This is a genomic window from Hydrophilobacter chitinilyticus (assembly GCF_049860745.1).
In the GTDB taxonomy this organism is placed as follows: Bacteria; Pseudomonadota; Gammaproteobacteria; order Burkholderiales; family Burkholderiaceae_C; genus Rhodoferax_B.
On sequence record NZ_CP187561.1, the window covers coordinates 725169 to 743885 of the forward strand.

Sequence of the window (18717 nt, forward strand, 5' to 3'; positions counted from 1 at the left end):
CATAACCACAGCAAACTAGGCCGTCACATGACCGCACAACTGTCTGATACCCCCGATTTGAATCGGATCGAAGCTTTGGTTGACGCTGTTTCAGAGGCGCTGGTCTCTGGTGATGTGCATGAATTGACGATGGCCAGTGCCGCATTGCGTGATGCTGTGGCTTCGCTTGCCGGCGTTTCGCGTGGTGGCAAGCCTGGCGCCCAGGTGCTGGATCCGGCTCTGCGTGAGCGTATGGAAAAGCTGTCGCAGCAAATGTCGCTGCAGCGCGATGGTGTGCGTCGCCGTGCGGTGGTGGTCGAGCGGGCCTTGTCTGCCGTGTTGCCAGGTGAAGACGACGCCACTTACGCGAACAAGGTGTTGGCAGACCGCAAGCGTTCCTCTTCGCCTGCGCGTATTTACACCGCATTGGCCACCTAAAGCTGCGGTTTAAACCCTTCTAAACAAAAACGCCCTTGGATTCCAAGGGCGTTTTTGTTTAGGCTCCCGACCCCCGTTGGCAAGCGGGTCGTGGCTCTCCAGGTCAGTGGCTGCGCATCTTGGCCCGCAACCGTGCGATCGACTGGCTGTGCAACTGGCAGACGCGTGATTCGGTCACGCCCAGTACCGCGGCGATCTCTTTGAGGTTGAGATCTCTTTCGTAGTACATGCTCATGATGTGCTGTTCGCGCTCGGGCAAGGTCTTGATCGCTTCCACCAAGGCCGCACGCAAACGGTGGTCCCGCAGCAATTGCATCGGATCGGCTTCACCTTCGTCCGAGACGTGGTGGTCCAGAAAGCCGGACTCGTCGTCATAGCCGCCGGACATGTCTTCCAGGTAGACCAGTTGGGTGCCGCGCACTTTGCCCAACAATTCCTGGTAGTCGGATAAGGGCATGTCGAGCTCGGCGGCGATCTCGGATTCGATGGGCACGCGGCCGAGCTTTTGCTCCAGTCGGCGCACGGCTTGTTCAATGTCTTTTTGGCTCTTGCGCGAGCTGCGCGACATCCAGTCGCCTTCGCGCAGTTCGTCGATCATGGCGCCACGGATCCGTTGGGTGGCAAAGGTTTCGAACTGCACACCCTGGTTGACTTCATACCGGGTCAGGGCTTCGGTCAAACCGATCATGCCCACCTGGATCAGGTCGTCCAACTCAATGTTGGGGGGCAGTTTGGCAATCATGTGATGCGCCAGGCGCCGTACCAGCGGCACGTATTGGCGGATCATGTGTTCGCGATCGAGATGGCCTTTGGCTGTGTACATCAGCACCTCCATCCCTCTGGCCAGGTTTGCAGTTGAGGTTCAGCCGTTGCTGCGCCAAAGCCTGCCTTGTGCACGGCGAACGAATCTTCCAGCAGCCGCATCGCCAGCTTTGGTGTATTGGGGCGGGCTTTGCCGCGCACCGCGAACGAGCGTACGGTCATGACCTCTGTGTCCATGTCCAGGAATGTGCGGGCGCAATGCTGCAGCGTTTGACCGGCAGAGTTGGCGCGGCGTTCTGCAGAGCCTTTTGCGTCGGTGACGAGGGACACGAGCGTAGGCGTCATGTTGGTCTCCACCAAAAACTGCTTGAAGGTCTGGTAGCCATTCACGACGGATTTCTTGAACGGTTCCACCATCAGCAGCGGGCGAGATGCCGTCTCGGGCATCAAATCCATCAACTGTGCAGCAGGTGCGTAAACCACGGCAACGTCGTAGTTTTTCAGGTGGTTCGTCAACACCTGCAAGCTGCCGATGCTGGTACTACGCCGGGCTACCAATTGGGCCAGGCCCAGTCGCGCGGGCATGATGTGCAAGGCCGCAGATTCTTGCTGAAAGTCAGAAAGCCAATTGCCGCTGTTGAGCAAGCTGCTGAGGCCCGGGTTGTCTTCGGTTTCTGTCGCTGTGCCATCCAAAACGGCCACCGATTGCCCGAACTTCTGCAGCGACAGGCATACCTGTAGCAGTAACGGCTGTTCCGCTTTTGATTCACCACGACTAACCACCGGAATGACCCGCAACCCCACGTGTGGCATGGAGCGCCTGAGTCCTTCTCCTTGGTCAATGCTGGGTTCAAGCATGAGCACGGTCCTTGTAGTCAACAGGAGATGCGGGCGAGAAGAAGAAATTCAAGTCAGCCGCTTTCGGGTCAAAAACCGACTTGGTCGCCGACCGCATCGAGTTGCGGATCAGCTTGCCAGCATCGGCCGACTCCCAATCTTCTGGTACACGTTGTCCATTACACACCCCACGCAGCAAAAGCTGGTGGCGAATCACCGCGTCGAGAGCAGGGCCAAGCTTTACGGCTTCGTCCACCTTGGACAGGATGGCTTGTTGTGTGCCGGTGGTTTTGAATGAGGTCAGCACGTCTTCCAGCATGTCGCCATGGCCGCCGGCGTTCAACACCAGCAGGCGGTTGATGTCTGGTAGATCCAGCACGCCCAGCATGTCGCGCTTGCGCGGGTCGCGTGGTGCGATGCCGGTGGTGTCGATCAGCACCATCTTCTTGTTCGCCAGCAGGCTCAGCAAATCTTGCAGAGCTGCGCGATCGTGGGCCAGGTGGGCTACCACACCCAGCATGCGGCCATAGGCGCGCAATTGTTCGTGGCCGGCGACGCGGTACGTGTCGAGCGTGACCAGGCCAACGCTGTTGGCACCATGCATCTGCACACATTGCGCGGCGAGCTTGGCGGCGGTCGTGGTCTTGCCGACACCGGTGGCGCCCACCAGCGCGTAGATGCCGCCTTCCTGCACCAGCGAAGGGCCGGGAGAATCCGTCTTCAGGTTGCGCTCCAGCACGTCCATCAACCAGCGCACGGCTTCGGCCGGTGCAGTGTCTTCAGGCAGGCGTTCCAGGATGGCGCGGGCCAATGCGGGCGAATAGCCGGCGCGGATCAGCTTGAGCATCAGGTTCGACTGGATGGGGTCCTGCTTGGCTTGGCCGAGCCAGGCAAAGGTATTGAAGCGCTCTTCAATCAACTCCTTCATGGCATTCAGCTCTTTGACAATGCTCTGTGAGGGCGCATTGTTCAGCGACATGCCCGATGGCGTAGGCGCGGGCCGTGTTGCGGGTTTGGAGAAGGGCGCCGAATGGTTGGCGCGTGGCGCAGGAGCATGCACAGCGGCTTGCACTGGCGCGGGGGCAGGTGCTGCCTGCGCGCCGAATGCCGAGTCTGCACCCAGTCCGGTATCGTCGCTGTCAAGGGCCACCTCATGGCGGCGGCGCAGCATGCGTTCGCGCACGTAGTCCTGGAAAGACAAGGTGCTCATGGTGAGCTGCTCAACGTCTTCCTCCACGGCGTTGGCCATGATTTCTTCCTCGGCAAAATTGCTGAGAGCGCTCGGGCGGCTCAGGGCCTCGGCCGTTTTCTGCGAAACCTTGCCCGCTTGGATGTTGGAGTGCACTTGGTCCAACGCTGCAAGCGAATCTTCAGCGGTGGCCACCACCTCAACGCCAGTGGCGGTAGGGCGGTTGGACAGAATCAGTGTGCCGTCGCCGAAAGTCATGCGGGCCTTGGCCAGTGCTTCACGGGAAGTGGCGGCGTGGAAGCGTTTGATGTTCATGTGAGTGCACCTCTAAGGATGGGGCCGATGCGAATGGTGTGTGTTTCAGGAATTTCACTGTGCGCCAGGACCTGTAGCCGTGGGGCTACGCGGCGAACCAGGCGCGAAATGGCGTTGCGAATCGGGTCGGGCACCAGCAGGCAAGCTGGCACACCAAGTTCTTCTTGTTTCAGGGCCACGTCGGCGGCGCTACGGGTCAGCATTTCGGCCACGCTCGGGTCAAGTGATGGGCCAGCGGTGTTGCCCAGGGCTTGTACCAACATGCGTTCCAGGCTTGGCTCGATGGCAATCACATTCAGCTCGCGTACCGGGCCGTAAATCTGCTGCACGATGGCTGGGGCCAGTGCCACACGGATGCGACGGGCCAGTTCGGCCGGGTCGGTAGTGGACGAGGCGTGTTCGGCCAGCGACTCGACGATGGTGCGGATGTCGCGGATGTGCACAGACTCTTCCAGCAGCAACTGCAGGACTTTCTGGAATGTGGCAATCGAGACCATTTTGGGGACCACTTCTTCGATCAATTTCGGGGCTTGGCGGCTGATGTGATCAACAAGTTGTTGGGTTTCCGTCCGGCTCAGCAAACGTGCTGCCTGAACTTGCATCAAGTGTGACAAATGCGTCGCCATCACGGTTTCCGAATCAACCACGGTAAAACCTGCCAATTGCGCCGCTTCCTTCTGGCGTTCGTCGATCCAGTGCGCTGGCAAACCAAATGCGGGGTCGGTGGTGGCGGTGCCAATCAGCGGTGTGGTGATACCACCGGGGTTGATGGCTAAGTACATGCCTGGGAAGGCTTCGCCTTCGCCTACCACCACGCCACGCAGCGTGATGCGGTAGGCGCTGGGCTTCAATTCGAGGTTATCGCGCACGTGCACGGCTGGCGGCAAGAAACCCACCTCCTGCGCAAACTTGCGGCGCACGCCTTTGATGCGGGTGAGTAGGTCGCCTTGGCGCGACTTGTCCACCAGGGTGATCAGGCGGTAGCCCAATTCCAGGCCCAGCAGGTCCACGGGTTGCAAGTCGTCCCAGGTAGCTTCGCCGTCGGTGGGTGGTGGCGGTGCCACCGCCGCAGGGTCTGCTGGCGGTGGGCGGCGTGCAATCAGCCATGCGCCATAACCCAGAACAGCCGCCATCGACAGAAACACCACGTGGGGCATGTTGGGCACCAGGCCCAGCAGCGCCAAAATGCCGGCGGTAATAGCCAACACCTTGGGTGAGGTGAACAACTGGCCAACGATCTGTTTGCTGATGTCGTCGTCCTTGCCGACGCGCGACACCACCATCGCGGCTGCCACAGACACCAATAAGCCAGGGATTTGTGCGACCAGCGCATCACCAACGGCCAGCAGGATGTAGCTGTCGGCAGCTTGCCCGGCGCTCAGGCCGTGTTGCAGCATGCCGATGGTGAAGCCGCCCACGATGTTGATGATCAGAATCAAGATACCAGCGACCGCATCGCCACGCACAAACTTCGAGGCACCGTCCATCGAACCAAAGAAGTCGGCTTCTTCAGCCACTTCGGCGCGACGGCGTTTGGCTTCTTTTTCGTTGATCAGGCCGGCGTTCAAATCAGCATCCACCGCCATTTGTTTGCCGGGCATGGCGTCCAAGGTGAAGCGTGCCGACACTTCTGCAATACGCTCCGAGCCCTTGGTCACCACAATGAAGTTGATCACCACCAAGATCGCGAACACGATCAAACCCACGGCGAAGTTGCCACCAATCAAGAAGTGTCCGAATGCCTCAATCACCTTACCTGCAGCGCCGGGGCCGGTGTGGCCTTCGAGCAGCACCACGCGGGTAGAAGCCACGTTCAGCGACAGGCGCATCAGCGTGGTCAACAGCAGCACCGACGGGAACGCGGCAAAGTCCAGCGGCCGAACCATGTAAGCGGCCACCATCATCACCATCAGCGCCACGGCGATGTTGACGGTGAAGAAGATGTCGAGCAGCCAGGACGGCATGGGCAAGACCATCATCGACAGGATGACGATGATCAAGATGGGTGCTGAAACCCCCTGCATCAGGGCGGCATTCTTGTTCGCCCATAGTTTCATGGAATTAACTTGCGTGTTCATGTGGCGCTCTCTGGCAGAACAGTCTTGCTAAGGGGGTCCAACTCAGGTGGAACAAACGGCTGGGCAAATACATCAGGCATGGGGCCTTCGCCGCGCATGGCGGCCTTCACGCGGTACACATACGCCAACACCTGCGCCACGGCGGTATAGAGCGACGACGGAATTTCTTTGTTCAGGTCGGCGTGGGCATACAGCGCGCGCGCCAGAGTGGGCGACTGCAGTACCGGAATCGAATGCGCGTTGGCCACTTCGCGGATCTTCATGGCCACCAGGTCGGCGCCCTTGGAGATGACTTGTGGGGCCACCATGGTTTTTTCGTCGTAGCGCAGGGCCACTGCGAAGTGGGTGGGGTTCATCAACACAAAGTCAGCCTTGGGCACCGCGCTGACGCTGCTGCGGTTGGCAATTTCGCGTGCGCGGTTGCGCATGCGGCCCTTCATTTGCGGGTTGCCGTCGGCTTCTTTGTGCTCTTGCTTGACTTCCTGGTGGGACATCTTCAAGCGCTTGTGCAGCAGGAAGCGTTGCAGTGGCACGTCGATCACGGCGACGGCAAACACCACCAGCATCAGCATGGTCAGGCCAGACGTGATCCATTGCGCCAGTTGCGACAGCGCCGCCACCGAGGGCTGCATGATCAATGAGGCCACCGATTGCAGGCTGTTGGAGATGTAGCTCCACGACACCGCGAACAAGATGGAGGTGATGATCAGCAGCTTGACCACATCGGTGACTTGCTGCAATGAGAACAGCCGGGTGATGCCGCTCAAGGGGTTGAGGCGCGTCAGATCGGGCATGACCGGCTTGGTGCTGGCAATCCAGCCGCCTGCGGCGATGGTGCTGCCAATGGCGGCGGTCAATACGATGAAGGCGAAAGCCGCGCTGGCAAACAAGCCGATGGCCGTCATGTCCATCAGCCGGTCGAGCATGATGTTGGGGTTGTTGACCGTGCCGGTGCCAAACGTCAACTGGTGGCCGATGCTGACCTTGAAACGGTCGAAAGCTGCCGGCCCAAAGATGAGCAGCGTTGACAATCCCACGCCCAAAACCGCCAGGTGGGCGAGTTCTTTCGAGCGAGAAGCCTGCCCGTCCTTGCGCGCCTGCTGAAGCTTGCGCTCAGTGGCGGGTAGGTTTTTGTCTTGGCTGGATGATTCCATGGCGATGGGGCATTAACGGTTTCCCATTGTCTGCAGCCCATGCCAGGGCTAAAGGCGGAAAAGTGGGGCGCTTGCCCCTCTTATCCCAAGTCTCGCGGTGTCAGAACCCGAGGCTTGCCAGCAGGTCATCCACCTGCGATTGATCCGTGACCACGTCGGCGCCTGGGTTGGTGTCGACAACAGGGCCTGCCAGCTTTTCTGGCGCCTTGGCGGGTGTCACTGCCGATGCCAGTTCGGTGCCAGGTGGTGCCGTCTTGATCAGGAGTTGCACCAATTGGTCTTCAATGGTGGCAGCCAGGTTCACCACGCGCGCAATCACCTGGCCCGTCAGGTCATGGAAGTCCTGGGCCATCATGATTTCGGTGAGGTGGCTGTCAATGTCTTTGGTGGCGCGGTCAACGTCGGCGACAAAGTTGTAGACGGTGCCCGTGGCCACAGCCGCGACCGGGTCCTTGACGAGCAAGGCACCCACGCGGCGGGTTTCTTCGGCGATGTAGTCGTGTTGCGTCTTCGCCATTTCGACCCGCATCAGCACCTTTTCGGCGGCTTCGCCGGTCAGGCGGGCGATGTACGACAGACGGGACTGGGCGTCAGGCAACTCGCTGACGCTGCCTTTGAGTTTATCGGTGTATCCGAGCTCATTCAGGGAGTCGTGGAGCTGCCGAGTGAGCAGGCCGATCTTGTGGTGAACATCGGATTCAACAGCATCCGACTCCACTTGCGTTGAGGTCGGATCGTTGCTCATTCTTGGTGCAGCCCGAGTTTCTTCAGGATGGCGATCACCTTGTCTTCAAGAATGGCCTTGGTAAAGGGTTTAACGATGTAGCCGGCAGCACCGCCTTGGGCGGCCATCACGATGTCTTCCTTGCGCGCCTCGGCGGTCACCATCAGCACCGGGATGTGCTTGAGTTTCTCGTCCGACTTCACGGCGGTGAGCAACTCAAACCCATTCATGTTGGGCATGTTGATGTCACTGACCACAAAGTCAAAATGTCCGTTGCGCAGCTTGTTCAGTGCTGCGGCGCCGTCTTCGGCTTCTTCTGCGTCGCTAAAGCCGCTTTCTTTGAGCAGGTTGCGCACAATGCGACGCATTGTGGAGAAGTCATCTACGATTAGAAAACGTAGTTCGTTTGCCACGGGTGACCCTTTCGATGTGGGGTTGCAAATAAGAGGCGCATCTAGTGGATCCTCGGTAACTCTGAAAAAAACCTACGGTTTTTGTCCGCTTGGTTGCGGATTTTGAGCAGTTTCGGCCGCAGATTGTGTCTCAGGCGGTATTGTGGCACTACTATTGCCCAATAGCCGGGCTTCTGCTTCACGTGTCATCACGGTGATGCTGATGCGGCGGTTTACAGGGGCCAAGGGGTTGCTTGTGTCCAACAAACTGCTCGATGCCAAGCCCACCACGCGGGCCATCTTGTCGTCTGGCATGCCGGCCGCCACCAATTCGCGGCGCGATGAATTCGCCCGGTCGGCCGATAACTCCCAATTGCTGTAGCCGCGCTCACCATTGCCGTAAGGCGTTCGGTCGGTGTGGCCGGCCAGGCTGACGCGGTTCTCGATGCCGCTCAGGGCAGCTCCGATCTCTCGCAAGATGTCGCGCATATAGGGTTTTACCAAGGCGCTGCCGCTGTCAAACATGGGGCGGTTCTGGTCGTCGACGATCTGGATCTGCAGCCCGTCCGGCGTTTGTTCGATCTTGATCTGCGAGCGGTACTCCGTCAGCTTGGGGCTGTTGGTGATCATGGCGTCGATCTTCGCGCGCAGCGCAGCCATGCGGTTGCGGTCCATGCGGGCCAACTCGGCCTTGGCGGCTTCTTCAGCGGCCTTTTTCTGCGCGATGGCCTCTTCCGGGCTCTGGGCGCTTTTGGCGTTTTGTCCCACGTCCTTGGACAAGTCGGCGCCGCCGCCATTCAAGATGCTGTTGCTCGCGCCGGCACCGGTACCCCCTTGCATCGCCACTTTCAGCGGCGCATTGAAGTAGTCGGAGAGCCCTTTGCGGTCGCCCTCTGTGGTGGAGCCGAGCAGCCACATCAACAGAAAGAACGCCATCATGGCGGTCACGAAGTCGGCATAGGCGATCTTCCAGGCACCGCCGTGCGCGGCGTGACCGCCCTTTTTCACCCGTTTGATGATGATCGGTTGTAGCTTGCTGCCTTCGCCTGCCATGTCAGCGTCCTACTTGTGGGTTGGGTGAACTCAATTACTTCTTCCCGCGAACGTGGCTTTCCAGCTCAAGGAAGGTTGGGCGTTCTGTAGAAAACAGTACTTTGCGACCAAATTCGATGGCTGTCGATGGGTTGTAGCCTTGCATGCTCGCCAACAGCGTTGTTTTGATGCACTGGAACTCCTTCGAGCCCTCTTCGGTTTTTTGCTCCAGCAAGCCGGCCAGTGGTTCCACGACACCGTACGCCAGCAAAATACCCAAGAAAGTACCGACCAGCGCGGAGGCGATCATCCCGCCCAGCACCGACGGTGGTTGACCGACCGAGCCCATGGTGTTCACCACACCGAGCACGGCCGCCACAATCCCGAAGGCCGGCAGCGCACCTGCCAGACGCGTCAACGCGGCAATGGGGGCGTGGGTTTCCTGGTGATGGGTGTCGATTTCGCTGTCCATCAGGGCTTCGATTTCGTGCGAGTTCAGGTTGCCCGACACCATCATGCGCAGGTAGTCGGTCATGAACTCGACCACGTGGTGGTCGCTGCCCACCACCGGATATTTCTTGAAAATCTCCGACTCGTGCGGTTCTTCAACGTCCTTTTCGATCGACATCAAGCCTTCCTTGCGCGCTTTTTGCAAGATGTCGTAGAGAAGCGTCAGCAGCTCAAGGTAGCGTTCCTTGGTGTACTTGGAGCCCTTCAACGCTGTGGGCAGTAGTTTCAGCGTGGCCTTCAAGACCTTGGGCTGGTTGTTCACCGCAAAGGCGCCCAAGGCGCCGCCGAAGATGGTGATCAGTTCGAAAGGGAGGGCGTGAAGAATAACCCCGATGTTGCCACCGTGGAGGATGTACACGCCGAAGATGCAGCCCATCGCGACGGCGTAACCAATGAGTACGATCATGATTGGTTGTATTTCTGGACAAAAATCCGTAAGAGAGCGGTGAACCTCGTTCAATGAACCGCTGTGTATAAATGTATCGGATGGTGCCGTAGTCGGTGAAGCGTTAAAGCGAAAGTAGCTGGGTTAAATCAGCCATTTCAACTAAAAAGCAATAAACCCACAGCGGCGACCGTCACGCAGTCGTCAAAAAACCAGGCGGCGTGTTGACGTTTTTTCGGTGTCAAAGCACTGTATGCAGCGTAGCACCGGCAGCGCTTGCTGTATCGCCTGGCATCCGACGAAGTGCTGGTGTTATTGCCGTCTATTCGGTTCATCTGTAGAAGCTGATCGTCTTATCCTCTGTTGCCGTAGCTGGCGCGCCTGCCAACCGATGGGCGGCCCGAGTTGAAACGACGGACCAACATGATTGAAGCCACAGCCCACATTGAAGGCGCGTCACCTATGACGGAAGACCTGTTTGCCCAAGCCATGGCTTTGCACGAGGCCTGGGATTTCGACGGTGCCGAGCGTTTGTATGCCGCCGTTCTGCGCGCCAACCCCCAGCATGCCGACGCACACCACAATCTCGGTGTGCTGCTGGCGATTCAGATGATGCAACCGCAGGCATCGCTGCCGCACTTTGAGAATGCACTCAATCTGAACAGTAGCAACGCGCAGTATTGGTTCAGCTATGTCGATGCGCTGATTCGTTCCGGGCAACCTGATTTGGCGCGGCAAGTACTAGATCTGGCGCGTGCACATGGCCTGCAGCCGGCGATGGCTGCGGTGCTGAGCGACCGCCTGGATGCGGCCGGCAGTGCCGAGGCGGTCAACGTGTTGCTCTTGCCGCCTGAGTTGAGCAGTCCGGCGTCGGCACCAGTCACAGCCCCCGAACAAGTCGCCGGGCGCCAAGCGCCAGTGCAGCAGCATCAACAGCAGCTCAACCTTCCACCAGCCGACGTGTTGCCGCAATCCGAGAAGCATCTTCTGGTGGACATGTTTCGCGGCGGCCGCTTCAAAGAAGGAGAGGCCTACGCCAAGGCGCTGCTGGAGAAGTTTCCAAACGAAGGCTTTCTCTGGAAAGCCTTGGGCACCATGCTGCAGCCCACCGAGCGCAAGGAAGAGGCACTGCGCGCCAAGCAGCGTGCCGCAGAGCTGCTCGTCACCGACGCTGAGGCCTGGAGCAACCTGGGCCGTGCGTACTTCGAGCTGCAAAGGCCGAACGACGCGGTGACGGTTCTGGAGAAATCCCTCGCCATCCGTTCGGACCATGCCGAGACGCAGGCCCACATGGGTTTGGCGCTCAACGCCATTGGCCGCGTGAACGATGCGCGAGACTATTTTTTGCGGGCGCTGGAGCTGAACCCAACGCTGTCGGCGGTGTACAACAACCTCAGCGGTATCTACACCGCGCAAGGCCTGGTCCGCGAGGCGCTGGCCGCTTTGCGCAAGGCGATTGAAGTGCAGCCTGATTTCAGGGTAGCGTTCGACAACCTGCTGTTTGTCTTGAACTACGACGCGGAGGCCTCCGCAGAAGAGGTCTACGCCATGTACGCCCAGTACGACCGGACGTTTGGCGAGCCACAGCGCAAGAACTGGCTGCCTTTTACAAACCGTCCGCACGCTGGGCGGCGCTTGCGTGTGGGCTATGTTTCGCCCGACTTCCGCCACCATGCTTGCATGATGTTCATGGAGCCCTTGTTGGCCAACCACGACCACAGCAAGCTGGAGATCTTTGCCTATGCGGAGGTGGCGAACGAGGACCACGCCAGCCAACGCGTCAAGGGCTACGTCGACCACTGGGTTCCGGTCAATGGCATGAGCGACGATGACCTGGCCGCGCGCATCCGCGCCGACGAGATCGACATTCTTGTGGACCTGGCTGGGCACACCAAAAGCAACCGCTTGGGCGCGTTTGCACGCAAGCCGACGCCGGTGTCCCTGAGCTGGATGGGCTTTGGCTATACCACCGGCTTGAAGGCCATTGATTACTTCCTGACGGACGAAACCAGTGCGCCGCCCGGTTGCGAGCACTTGTTTTCCGAACAACCTTGGCGCCTGCCCGGTGTGCCGTTCACGGCGTACCGGCCGGTGGCCGCCATGGGCGAGGTCAATGCGTTGCCAGCCTTGTCGACTGGCGTGGTGACTTTTGGCTCTTTGACCCGGGGTGTGCGGCTGAACGACCGTTGCATCGGTGTCTGGTCGCAGATTCTCTTGCGCCTGCCCAATTCCAGGCTGGTGGTCGACAGTGCCTCTTTTGCCGATCCGGCGTTGTGCCGTGCCTTGGTGGAGCGCTTTGTGGCGCTGGGTGTGGATGCAGACCGCCTGTTGGTGGGCTTCCATTCGCCGCCCTGGGATGTTTTGCGCAGCCTCGACATTTCGCTGGACTGCTTTCCGCACAACTCGGGCACCACCTTGTTCGAGAGCCTTTATATGGGCGTGCCCTACGTCACCTTGGCGGACCGCCCTAGTGTCGGGCGCATTGGTAGTTCCATCTTGCAGGGGCTGGGGCGGTCCGAATGGATTGCGCACAGCGATGCGGAATACATTGAAAAAGTGCTGGAGCTGGCGCAAAACCTGCCGCAGTTGGCCAAAACCCGAGCCAGTCTACGCGCAGAGATGCAAGCCAGCGCGCTGATGGATGAGGTTGGCTTCACCCACCGCGTGGAGGACGCCTACGCTGAAATGTTTGCGCGCTGGTCTGCTACGCAAGAGGCACACTCCACAGCCACGCCTGCGCCTCTGGTCGACGCCTCGACGACTGACGAGCTGTTGGCGTTGCAAGCCGAATTGCTCTACACCAACAGCCAGAACCTGGAAAAAAATGGCCAGTACGCGCAGGCGCTGCAACTGTTGGATCAAGCGCTGCAACTGCGGCCCCAGTTCTACGAAGCGCACAACAACCGCGGCGCCATCTTGCAGCGCTTGGGGCAGCTAGAAGAGGCGCAGGCCGCATACAACACCGCATTGGCGATTCACCCCGACTACGCCGTGGCGCACCACAATTTGGGCAACGCGCTGCAGCACCGGGGTGACCTGGTGGCGGCGGTGGCCTGTTATCAAAGAGCGCTGTCATTGGGTTTGGACTCACAGCATCTGTATGACAACTTGCTGTTTTTGCTGAACTATCACCCGACCTTGTCGCCGCAGGAGATTTTCAAGACCTACAGCGACTATGACCGGCTGTTTGGTGCACCGCACCGTGCCCAGTGGCGCCCGCATGACAATTCGTGTGAGACGCACCGTACCTTGCGCGTGGGCTATGTCTCGCCAGACTTCCGGCAGCATGCATGCACACGTTTTCTGGAGCCGCTTCTGGCCGCTCACGACCGACAGGTCGTGGAAGTGTTTGCCTATGCAGAAGTCACACAAGAGGACGACGCTACCGCACGCTACCAGGCGCTGGTGGACCATTGGGTGCCCACTGCAGGTCTGAGTGACGATGCCCTGGCGCAGCGCATTCGAGACGACCGCATCGACATTCTGGTCGATCTGGCGGGGCACACCAAGGGCAACCGGTTGAGCGTTTTTGCACGCAAGCCGGCACCGGTGTCGGTGAGCTGGATGGGCTATGGCTACACGACTGGTCTCAAGGCTATTGATTACTACCTGACGGATGAGGCCAGTGTCCCGATGGACGCTGAAGCGGTGTTCTCCGAGAAGCCGTGGCGCTTGCCCGGTGCACCGTTTGCAGTTTTCCGTCCGTCGGCCGACATGGGGGAGGTCAATCCCTTACCCGCATTGCAACGAGGGCACGTGGTGTTGGGATCGCTCACGCGCAGCATTCGTTTGAATGAGCCGACGCTGCAGGCCTGGGCTGAGATTTTGCGGCGTGTGCCCACGGCGCGCCTGGTGCTTGATAGCCGCAACTTTGCCGACGCCAGTGTGGCCGAAGGGGTTGTGCGCAACCTGGAAGACTTGGGCGTGGCGCGCGGGCGCATGGAGGTGGGTTGCCACAGCCCGCCATGGGATGTGCTGAGCGGGATGGACATCGCGTTGGACTGCTTCCCGCATAACTCGGGCACGACGCTTTACGAGAGCCTGTACATGGGCCTGCCGTTCATCACCTTGGCTGGGAGGCCAAGCGTGGGGCGTATTGGCAGCGCGATTTTGCAGGGCTTGGGCCGGCCAGAGTGGATCGCGCACAGCGTGGACGAGTACGTCGACAAGGTCGTCGCCTTGGCGCAAGACCTGCCCGCGTTGGCGCAATTGCGCGCTGCACTGCGCCCGCAGATGCAAGCCAGCGCGTTGATGAACGAGGCTGGTTTTGCCCGCAGTGTGGAAGCCGCTTATCAAGACATGTTTGCCTTGTGGGCTCAGCGCCAGCAAGACTCTGCGGCGTCTTCGAGCGATAAGACCTCAGCACCGCCGATACCCTCTGCGCCGGGTGCCAAAGCTGCGGTGGCGCTTAGCACGGCCTTCGGTCCGACGCTAGAAGAGAAGCAAAAGTTGGCCGATCTCTTCCAGGCGCGCCGTTTTGCGGAAGGCGAGACTTTTGCACGCGAACTGATCGCACGCTGCCCAAGCAGTGGTTTTGCCTGGAAGGCGCTGGGCGTGATGCTGCAGCCACTGGGCCGCCAACTCGAAGCCTTGCAAGTGAAGACACACGCCGCAGAGCTTTTGCCCTACGACGCCGAAGTGCATGCCAACCTTGGGCACCTGCTGCAGGCCCAGGGGCGTTTTGCCGAGGCCGAGGCGGTGTTGAAAAAAGCCCTGGCACTGCAACCCGACGGGGCCGCCGCGCATAACAACCTGGCCATCACCTACCAGAAGATGGGGCGCCTGGACGAATCGATCGAGCACTTCCAACAAGCCTTGGCCTTGTCCCCGAAGAGCAAAGATATTTACAGCAATTTGCTGTTCACGGCCAACTACCACCCCGATTGGAGCGCCGATCGCATCTTCGACGTCTACCGCACTTACGACGAGCGTTACAGCTTGCCGTTCCGTGGCAAATGGGCCGCGCACACCAATACGCGCACACCCGGGCGTGTGCTGCGGGTGGGCTATGTGTCGCCAGATTTCCGCAACCACGCCTGCTGCCGCTTCCTGGAGCCCTTGCTGGTGCACCACGACAAAACCAAAGTCGAGGTCACAGCCTATGCCGAACTGGCGCGTGAGGACGATGCCACCCAGCGTTACCGCCAAGTAGTAGACCATTGGGTGTCCACGCATGGCATGACCGATACGGCCTTGGCAGAACGCATTCGCGCCGATGGCATCGACATCCTGGTCGACGTGGCCGGCCACACCGTGGGCAACCGCCTCGGGGTGTTTGCGCGCAAGCCGGCGCCGGTGTCGCTGACCTGGCTGGGCTTTGGCTACACCACGGGGCTGAGCGCCATCGACTACTACCTGACCGACGCGGTCACCGTGCCCCAAGGCAGCGAACCGCTGTTTGCCGAAGCGCCTTGGCGCTTGCCGGTGGGGTGGACCTATCGCCCAAGTGAAGGCATGGGCGAGGTGAGCGCGTTGCCGGCATTGCAAAACGGTTATGTGACCCTGGGCACACTCACGCGCAATGTGCGTATCAACCACCACACCGTCAGCGCCTGGGTTGCAATTTTGCAGCGCCTGCCGCAGGCGCGCCTGGTGGTCGACAGCAGCAGCTTCTCCGATCCCGCCGCGCAGCAGGAGCTGATCGCCAAGTTCACCGCCGCCGGCATAGCCGCAGAGCGCTTGCATGTGGGCTATCACAGCCCGCCGTGGGATGTAATGCGTGGCATCGACATCGGGCTGGATTGTTTCCCGCACAACTCGGGCACCACGCTATTTGAATCGCTCTACATGGGCGTGCCCTACGTCACCTTGGCCGACCGGCCAAGCGTGGGGCGCCTGGGCAGTGCCATCTTGCAAGCCTGCGGGCAAGAGCAGTGGATTGCGCAGTCGTCGGCGGAATATGTAGATAAAGTCGTAGCGTTGGCTCAGGACCTGCCCACCCTGGCGCGCATCCGTGCGCAACTGCGTGGCGTGATGTTGGCCAGCCCCTTGATGGACGAGGCCGGGTTCACGCGCAGCGTAGAGCATGCTTATGCGCAGATGTTCGCGCAGTGGTGCACCGAGAGCCCCGATCCGTTGGAGGCATTGGTGCAGCGCGCGGAGAACGCCTACAACCTGGGAGTGGAAAGCGCTGAGGCTGCCGAGTGGTCCGAAGCCGAAATCCATCTGCGCCGTGCGTTGTCGCTGGTGCCAGAGTTTGCCGAGGCCAATAGCCAACTGGGCCTGACGCTGCAGCACCGAGGCGCGAGCGCCGAGGCCGAGAAACATTTCCGTGCCACGGTTGCGCTGCAAAAAGAGTCGCCTGCGGCGCACTACAACCTGGGCATGAACCTGCTACGCCAGGGGCAGTGGCACGAGGCAGAGCGCAGCCTGCGCACGGCGTTGACGTTGCGGCCGGACTTTCCCGAGGCGCTCACCAGCCTGGACCGCGCGCTGCAAGCGCAGCAGCGCTGGGTGGAATGCGAGATGCTGTGGCGTGGCGTGCTGCTGCGTGACCCCGAATTCATTCCTGGCTATGTGCACCTGAGTACGGCACTGCGCACCCTGCAGCGCAGCACCGAAGCCTTGGCCTGTATCCGCCGTGGCCTGCAGATCGACCCCGACAGCCTGCCGCTGCAAATGCAGCTGGGCGTGGCGCTGAAGGAGGTTGGGCAATTTGAAGAAGCCGAGAAATTCGCCTTGGCGGTGTTGGAGCGAAACCCTGAATCGGCTCAGGGCTGGAACAACGTGGCCGAAGTGTGGAATGGCATGCGCCGCCTGGTTGAGGCCGAAGAGGGTTACCGCAAGGCCTTGGTCATCAACCCGCAATTGGCGCAAGCGCATGGCAACCTGGGCATCGTGCTGCAAAACCAAGGGCGACTGCACGAAGCCGAGGCCAGCATGCGCCGCGGCATGGAGTTGCTCCCGCGGGACGTCACGGCGCACGGCAATCTGCTGTTCGTGCTGAACTACCACCCGGACAAGTCGGGCGCCGAGGTGTTTGCCGAATACCGCGCGTTCGACGACAAGTTTGCCGTGCCGCTGCGCGAGAAATGGCGCCCGCACACCAACAGCCGTGATGCCAACCGCATCCTCAAGGTCGGCTTTGTGTCGCCGGACTTCCGCAACCATTCGGTCGGCTACTTCCTGGAACCGTTGCTGGCTGAGTTCGACAAATCGAAGGTGCACGTTTACGCCTACGCCGAACTGCGCCGCGAAGATGGTGCTACCGCCCGCTACAAGAGCTACGTGGACCATTGGGTACCCACGCGCGGCATGAGCGATGAGGCATTGGCCGAGCGCATCCGCGCCGACGGCATCGACATCCTGGTCGATCTGGCTGGCCATACCGGCGGCAACCGCCTGGGCACCTTCGCGCTCAAGCCGGCGCCGGTGTCGGTGTCGTGGATGGGCTATGGCTACACCACGGGCCTGAGCGCGATTGACTATTACCTGACGGACGTCACCAGTGCACCGCCGGGCAGTGAAAGCTATTTTGCCGAAACCCCTTGGCGCCTGCCCATGAGCTGGGTGTACCGGCCAATAGGTGCGCCGCACATGGGTGAGGTGGGTGAACTGCCAGCGGCGAAGAACGGCTTTGTCACCTTCGGCACGTTGACCCGCGCCATCCGCGTCAACCACCTCACGGTGCGCGTCTGGAGCGAGTTGCTCAAGCGTGTGCCGGGATCGCGCCTGGTGATCAACAGCAGCAGCTACAAAGACGCGCAAACCCAGGAAGAACTGGCCCAGCGTTTCATGGCGCACGGTGTGGAGCGCGAGCGCCTGCTCATCGGCTTTAGCAGCCCTCCGTGGGACGTATTGCGTGGCATCGATATTGGCCTCGATTGTTTCCCGCACAACTCGGGCACGACGCTGTTCGAGACGCTGTACATGGGCTTGCCCTTTGTCACGTTGACCGGGCGGCCGAGTGTGGGCGGCATGGGGGGCTCGATCCTGCAAGGACTGGGACGGCCAGAGTGGATTGCCAGCACGGAGGCCGAGTACATCGATATCGCCGCGGCACTGGCGCAGGACCACCAGGCCTTGGCCCGGCTGCGAGCCGGTCTGCGTGAGGAGATGCGGGCCAGCCTGTTGATGAACGAGCCAGCCTTTGCGCGCAGCGTGGAAGACGCTTTCCGTCAAATGTTTATCCAATGGTGTAGTGAGAACGTATGAAAGCAGTGATATTGGCCGGTGGCCTGGGGACGCGCATTTCAGAAGAGACGCACCTGCGTCCCAAGCCGATGATCGAGATCGGTGGCAAACCGATCCTCTGGCACATTTTGAAGATGTACTCGGCGCACGGCGTGAACGAGTTTGTCATCTGCTGTGGCTATAAGGGCTACATCATCAAAGAGTACTTTGCCAACTACTTCCTGCACATGTCGGACGTGACCTTTGACATGGCCAACAACCGCATGGAAGTGCACCACAAACACGCCGAACCCTGGCGCGTCACCTTGGTCGATACCGGTGACGACACCATGACTGGCGGGCGCCTGCGCCGCGTGGCCGACTACGTGCGTGACGAAGAGGCTTTTTGTTTTACCTACGGCGACGGCCTGTCCGATGTGGACATCTCCGCGCAGATCGCCTTCCACCGCAGCCATGGCAAACAGGCTACGGTGACCGCCGTGATGCCCCCTGGCCGCTACGGTGCGTTGCTGCGCGAAGGTGACGCCGTGCAGGGCTTTATTGAAAAGCCGCGCGGCGATGGCGGCTGGATCAATGGCGGCTTCTTCATCTTGTCACCCAAGGTGCTGGACCGTATTGAGGGCGACAGCACCAGTTGGGAGGTGGAGCCGCTGACCGGCATCGCCGCCGACGGCGAGCTGAGGGCTTTCGAGCACCGAGGCTTCTGGCAGGCCATGGACACCCTGCGCGAGAAGAACCAGCTCGAAGAACTCTGGCAAAGCGGCCATGCGCCGTGGAAGTGCTGGTGAG

12 protein-coding genes are annotated in these 18717 nt (G+C 60.5%); 3 read left to right on the forward strand and 9 right to left on the reverse strand.

Annotated features, from left to right (window positions below):
• Nucleotides 1-27: 27 nt before the first annotated feature.
• Nucleotides 28-417, forward strand: coding sequence for a hypothetical protein (locus ACPWMG_RS03480; protein WP_483303278.1), 390 nt, complete (start codon nt 28-30; stop codon nt 415-417).
• A 103-nt stretch (nt 418-520) separates the two neighbouring features.
• Here the strand turns inward: ACPWMG_RS03480 and ACPWMG_RS03485 are convergent, their stop codons facing one another.
• The 9 genes from ACPWMG_RS03485 to motA all read right to left on the reverse strand — a co-directional run bounded on the left by ACPWMG_RS03485 (nt 521) and on the right by motA (nt 9816).
• Entirely contained in the window at nt 521-1240 is a 720-nt protein-coding gene (locus ACPWMG_RS03485; protein ID WP_483303279.1) for an RNA polymerase sigma factor FliA, read from the reverse strand.
• Nucleotides 1240-2037, reverse strand: a complete 798-nt coding sequence (locus ACPWMG_RS03490) for a hypothetical protein (RefSeq protein WP_483303280.1) — start codon at nt 2035-2037, stop codon at nt 1240-1242. Before ACPWMG_RS03490 ends, ACPWMG_RS03485 begins: the two co-directional genes overlap by 1 nt.
• Nucleotides 2030-3520, reverse strand: a complete 1491-nt coding sequence (gene flhF, locus ACPWMG_RS03495; protein ID WP_483303281.1) for a flagellar biosynthesis GTPase FlhF — start codon at nt 3518-3520, stop codon at nt 2030-2032. Before flhF ends, ACPWMG_RS03490 begins: the two co-directional genes overlap by 8 nt.
• On the reverse strand, nt 3517-5598 hold the full coding sequence (gene flhA, locus ACPWMG_RS03500; RefSeq protein ID WP_483303282.1) for a flagellar biosynthesis protein FlhA: 2082 nt from the start codon (nt 5596-5598) through the stop codon (nt 3517-3519). The genes flhF and flhA overlap by 4 nt, the downstream gene beginning before the upstream one ends.
• Nucleotides 5595-6752, reverse strand: a complete 1158-nt coding sequence (locus tag ACPWMG_RS03505; protein ID WP_483303283.1) for an EscU/YscU/HrcU family type III secretion system export apparatus switch protein — start codon at nt 6750-6752, stop codon at nt 5595-5597. The genes flhA and ACPWMG_RS03505 overlap by 4 nt, the downstream gene beginning before the upstream one ends.
• Nucleotides 6753-6852: 100 nt before the next feature.
• A complete protein-coding gene (locus ACPWMG_RS03510) occupies nt 6853-7497 on the reverse strand; it encodes a protein phosphatase CheZ (RefSeq protein ID WP_483303284.1) in 645 nt (214 codons plus the stop codon).
• A complete protein-coding gene (gene cheY / locus ACPWMG_RS03515; RefSeq protein WP_483303285.1) occupies nt 7494-7889 on the reverse strand; it encodes a chemotaxis response regulator CheY in 396 nt (131 codons plus the stop codon). The genes ACPWMG_RS03510 and cheY overlap by 4 nt, the downstream gene beginning before the upstream one ends.
• Nucleotides 7890-7961: 72 nt before the next feature.
• Nucleotides 7962-8921 carry a flagellar motor protein MotB gene (gene motB / locus ACPWMG_RS03520; RefSeq protein ID WP_483303286.1) on the reverse strand — a complete coding sequence of 320 codons (960 nt, stop codon included), beginning with the start codon at nt 8919-8921 and terminating at the stop codon, nt 7962-7964.
• A gap of 34 nt (nt 8922-8955) precedes the next feature.
• A complete protein-coding gene (motA, locus tag ACPWMG_RS03525; protein ID WP_483303287.1) occupies nt 8956-9816 on the reverse strand; it encodes a flagellar motor stator protein MotA in 861 nt (286 codons plus the stop codon).
• A gap of 402 nt (nt 9817-10218) precedes the next feature.
• Here motA and ACPWMG_RS03530 point away from each other — a divergent pair, with 402 nt between their 5' ends.
• Both ACPWMG_RS03530 and rfbF read left to right on the forward strand, forming a co-directional pair.
• Nucleotides 10219-17949 carry an O-linked N-acetylglucosamine transferase family protein gene (locus tag ACPWMG_RS03530; protein WP_483303288.1) on the forward strand — a complete coding sequence of 2577 codons (7731 nt, stop codon included), beginning with the start codon at nt 10219-10221 and terminating at the stop codon, nt 17947-17949.
• Nucleotides 17946-18716, forward strand: a complete 771-nt coding sequence (gene rfbF / locus ACPWMG_RS03535) for a glucose-1-phosphate cytidylyltransferase (protein WP_483303289.1) — start codon at nt 17946-17948, stop codon at nt 18714-18716. Before ACPWMG_RS03530 ends, rfbF begins: the two co-directional genes overlap by 4 nt.
• Nucleotide 18717 lies beyond the last annotated feature (1 nt).

Coding starts and splice junctions, on each gene's coding strand:
- ACPWMG_RS03505 (WP_483303283.1), bottom strand. CDS start 6,752: ATGGAATCATCCAGCCAAGACAAAAACCTACCCGCCACTGAGCGCAAG.
- motA (WP_483303287.1), bottom strand. CDS start 9,816: ATGATCGTACTCATTGGTTACGCCGTCGCGATGGGCTGCATCTTCGGC.
- flhA (WP_483303282.1), bottom strand. CDS start 5,598: ATGAACACGCAAGTTAATTCCATGAAACTATGGGCGAACAAGAATGCC.
- ACPWMG_RS03480 (WP_483303278.1), top strand. CDS start 28: ATGACCGCACAACTGTCTGATACCCCCGATTTGAATCGGATCGAAGCT.
- ACPWMG_RS03510 (WP_483303284.1), bottom strand. CDS start 7,497: ATGAGCAACGATCCGACCTCAACGCAAGTGGAGTCGGATGCTGTTGAA.
- ACPWMG_RS03490 (WP_483303280.1), bottom strand. CDS start 2,037: ATGCTTGAACCCAGCATTGACCAAGGAGAAGGACTCAGGCGCTCCATG.
- motB (WP_483303286.1), bottom strand. CDS start 8,921: ATGGCAGGCGAAGGCAGCAAGCTACAACCGATCATCATCAAACGGGTG.
- ACPWMG_RS03485 (WP_483303279.1), bottom strand. CDS start 1,240: ATGTACACAGCCAAAGGCCATCTCGATCGCGAACACATGATCCGCCAA.
- flhF (WP_483303281.1), bottom strand. CDS start 3,520: ATGAACATCAAACGCTTCCACGCCGCCACTTCCCGTGAAGCACTGGCC.
- ACPWMG_RS03530 (WP_483303288.1), top strand. CDS start 10,219: ATGATTGAAGCCACAGCCCACATTGAAGGCGCGTCACCTATGACGGAA.
- rfbF (WP_483303289.1), top strand. CDS start 17,946: ATGAAAGCAGTGATATTGGCCGGTGGCCTGGGGACGCGCATTTCAGAA.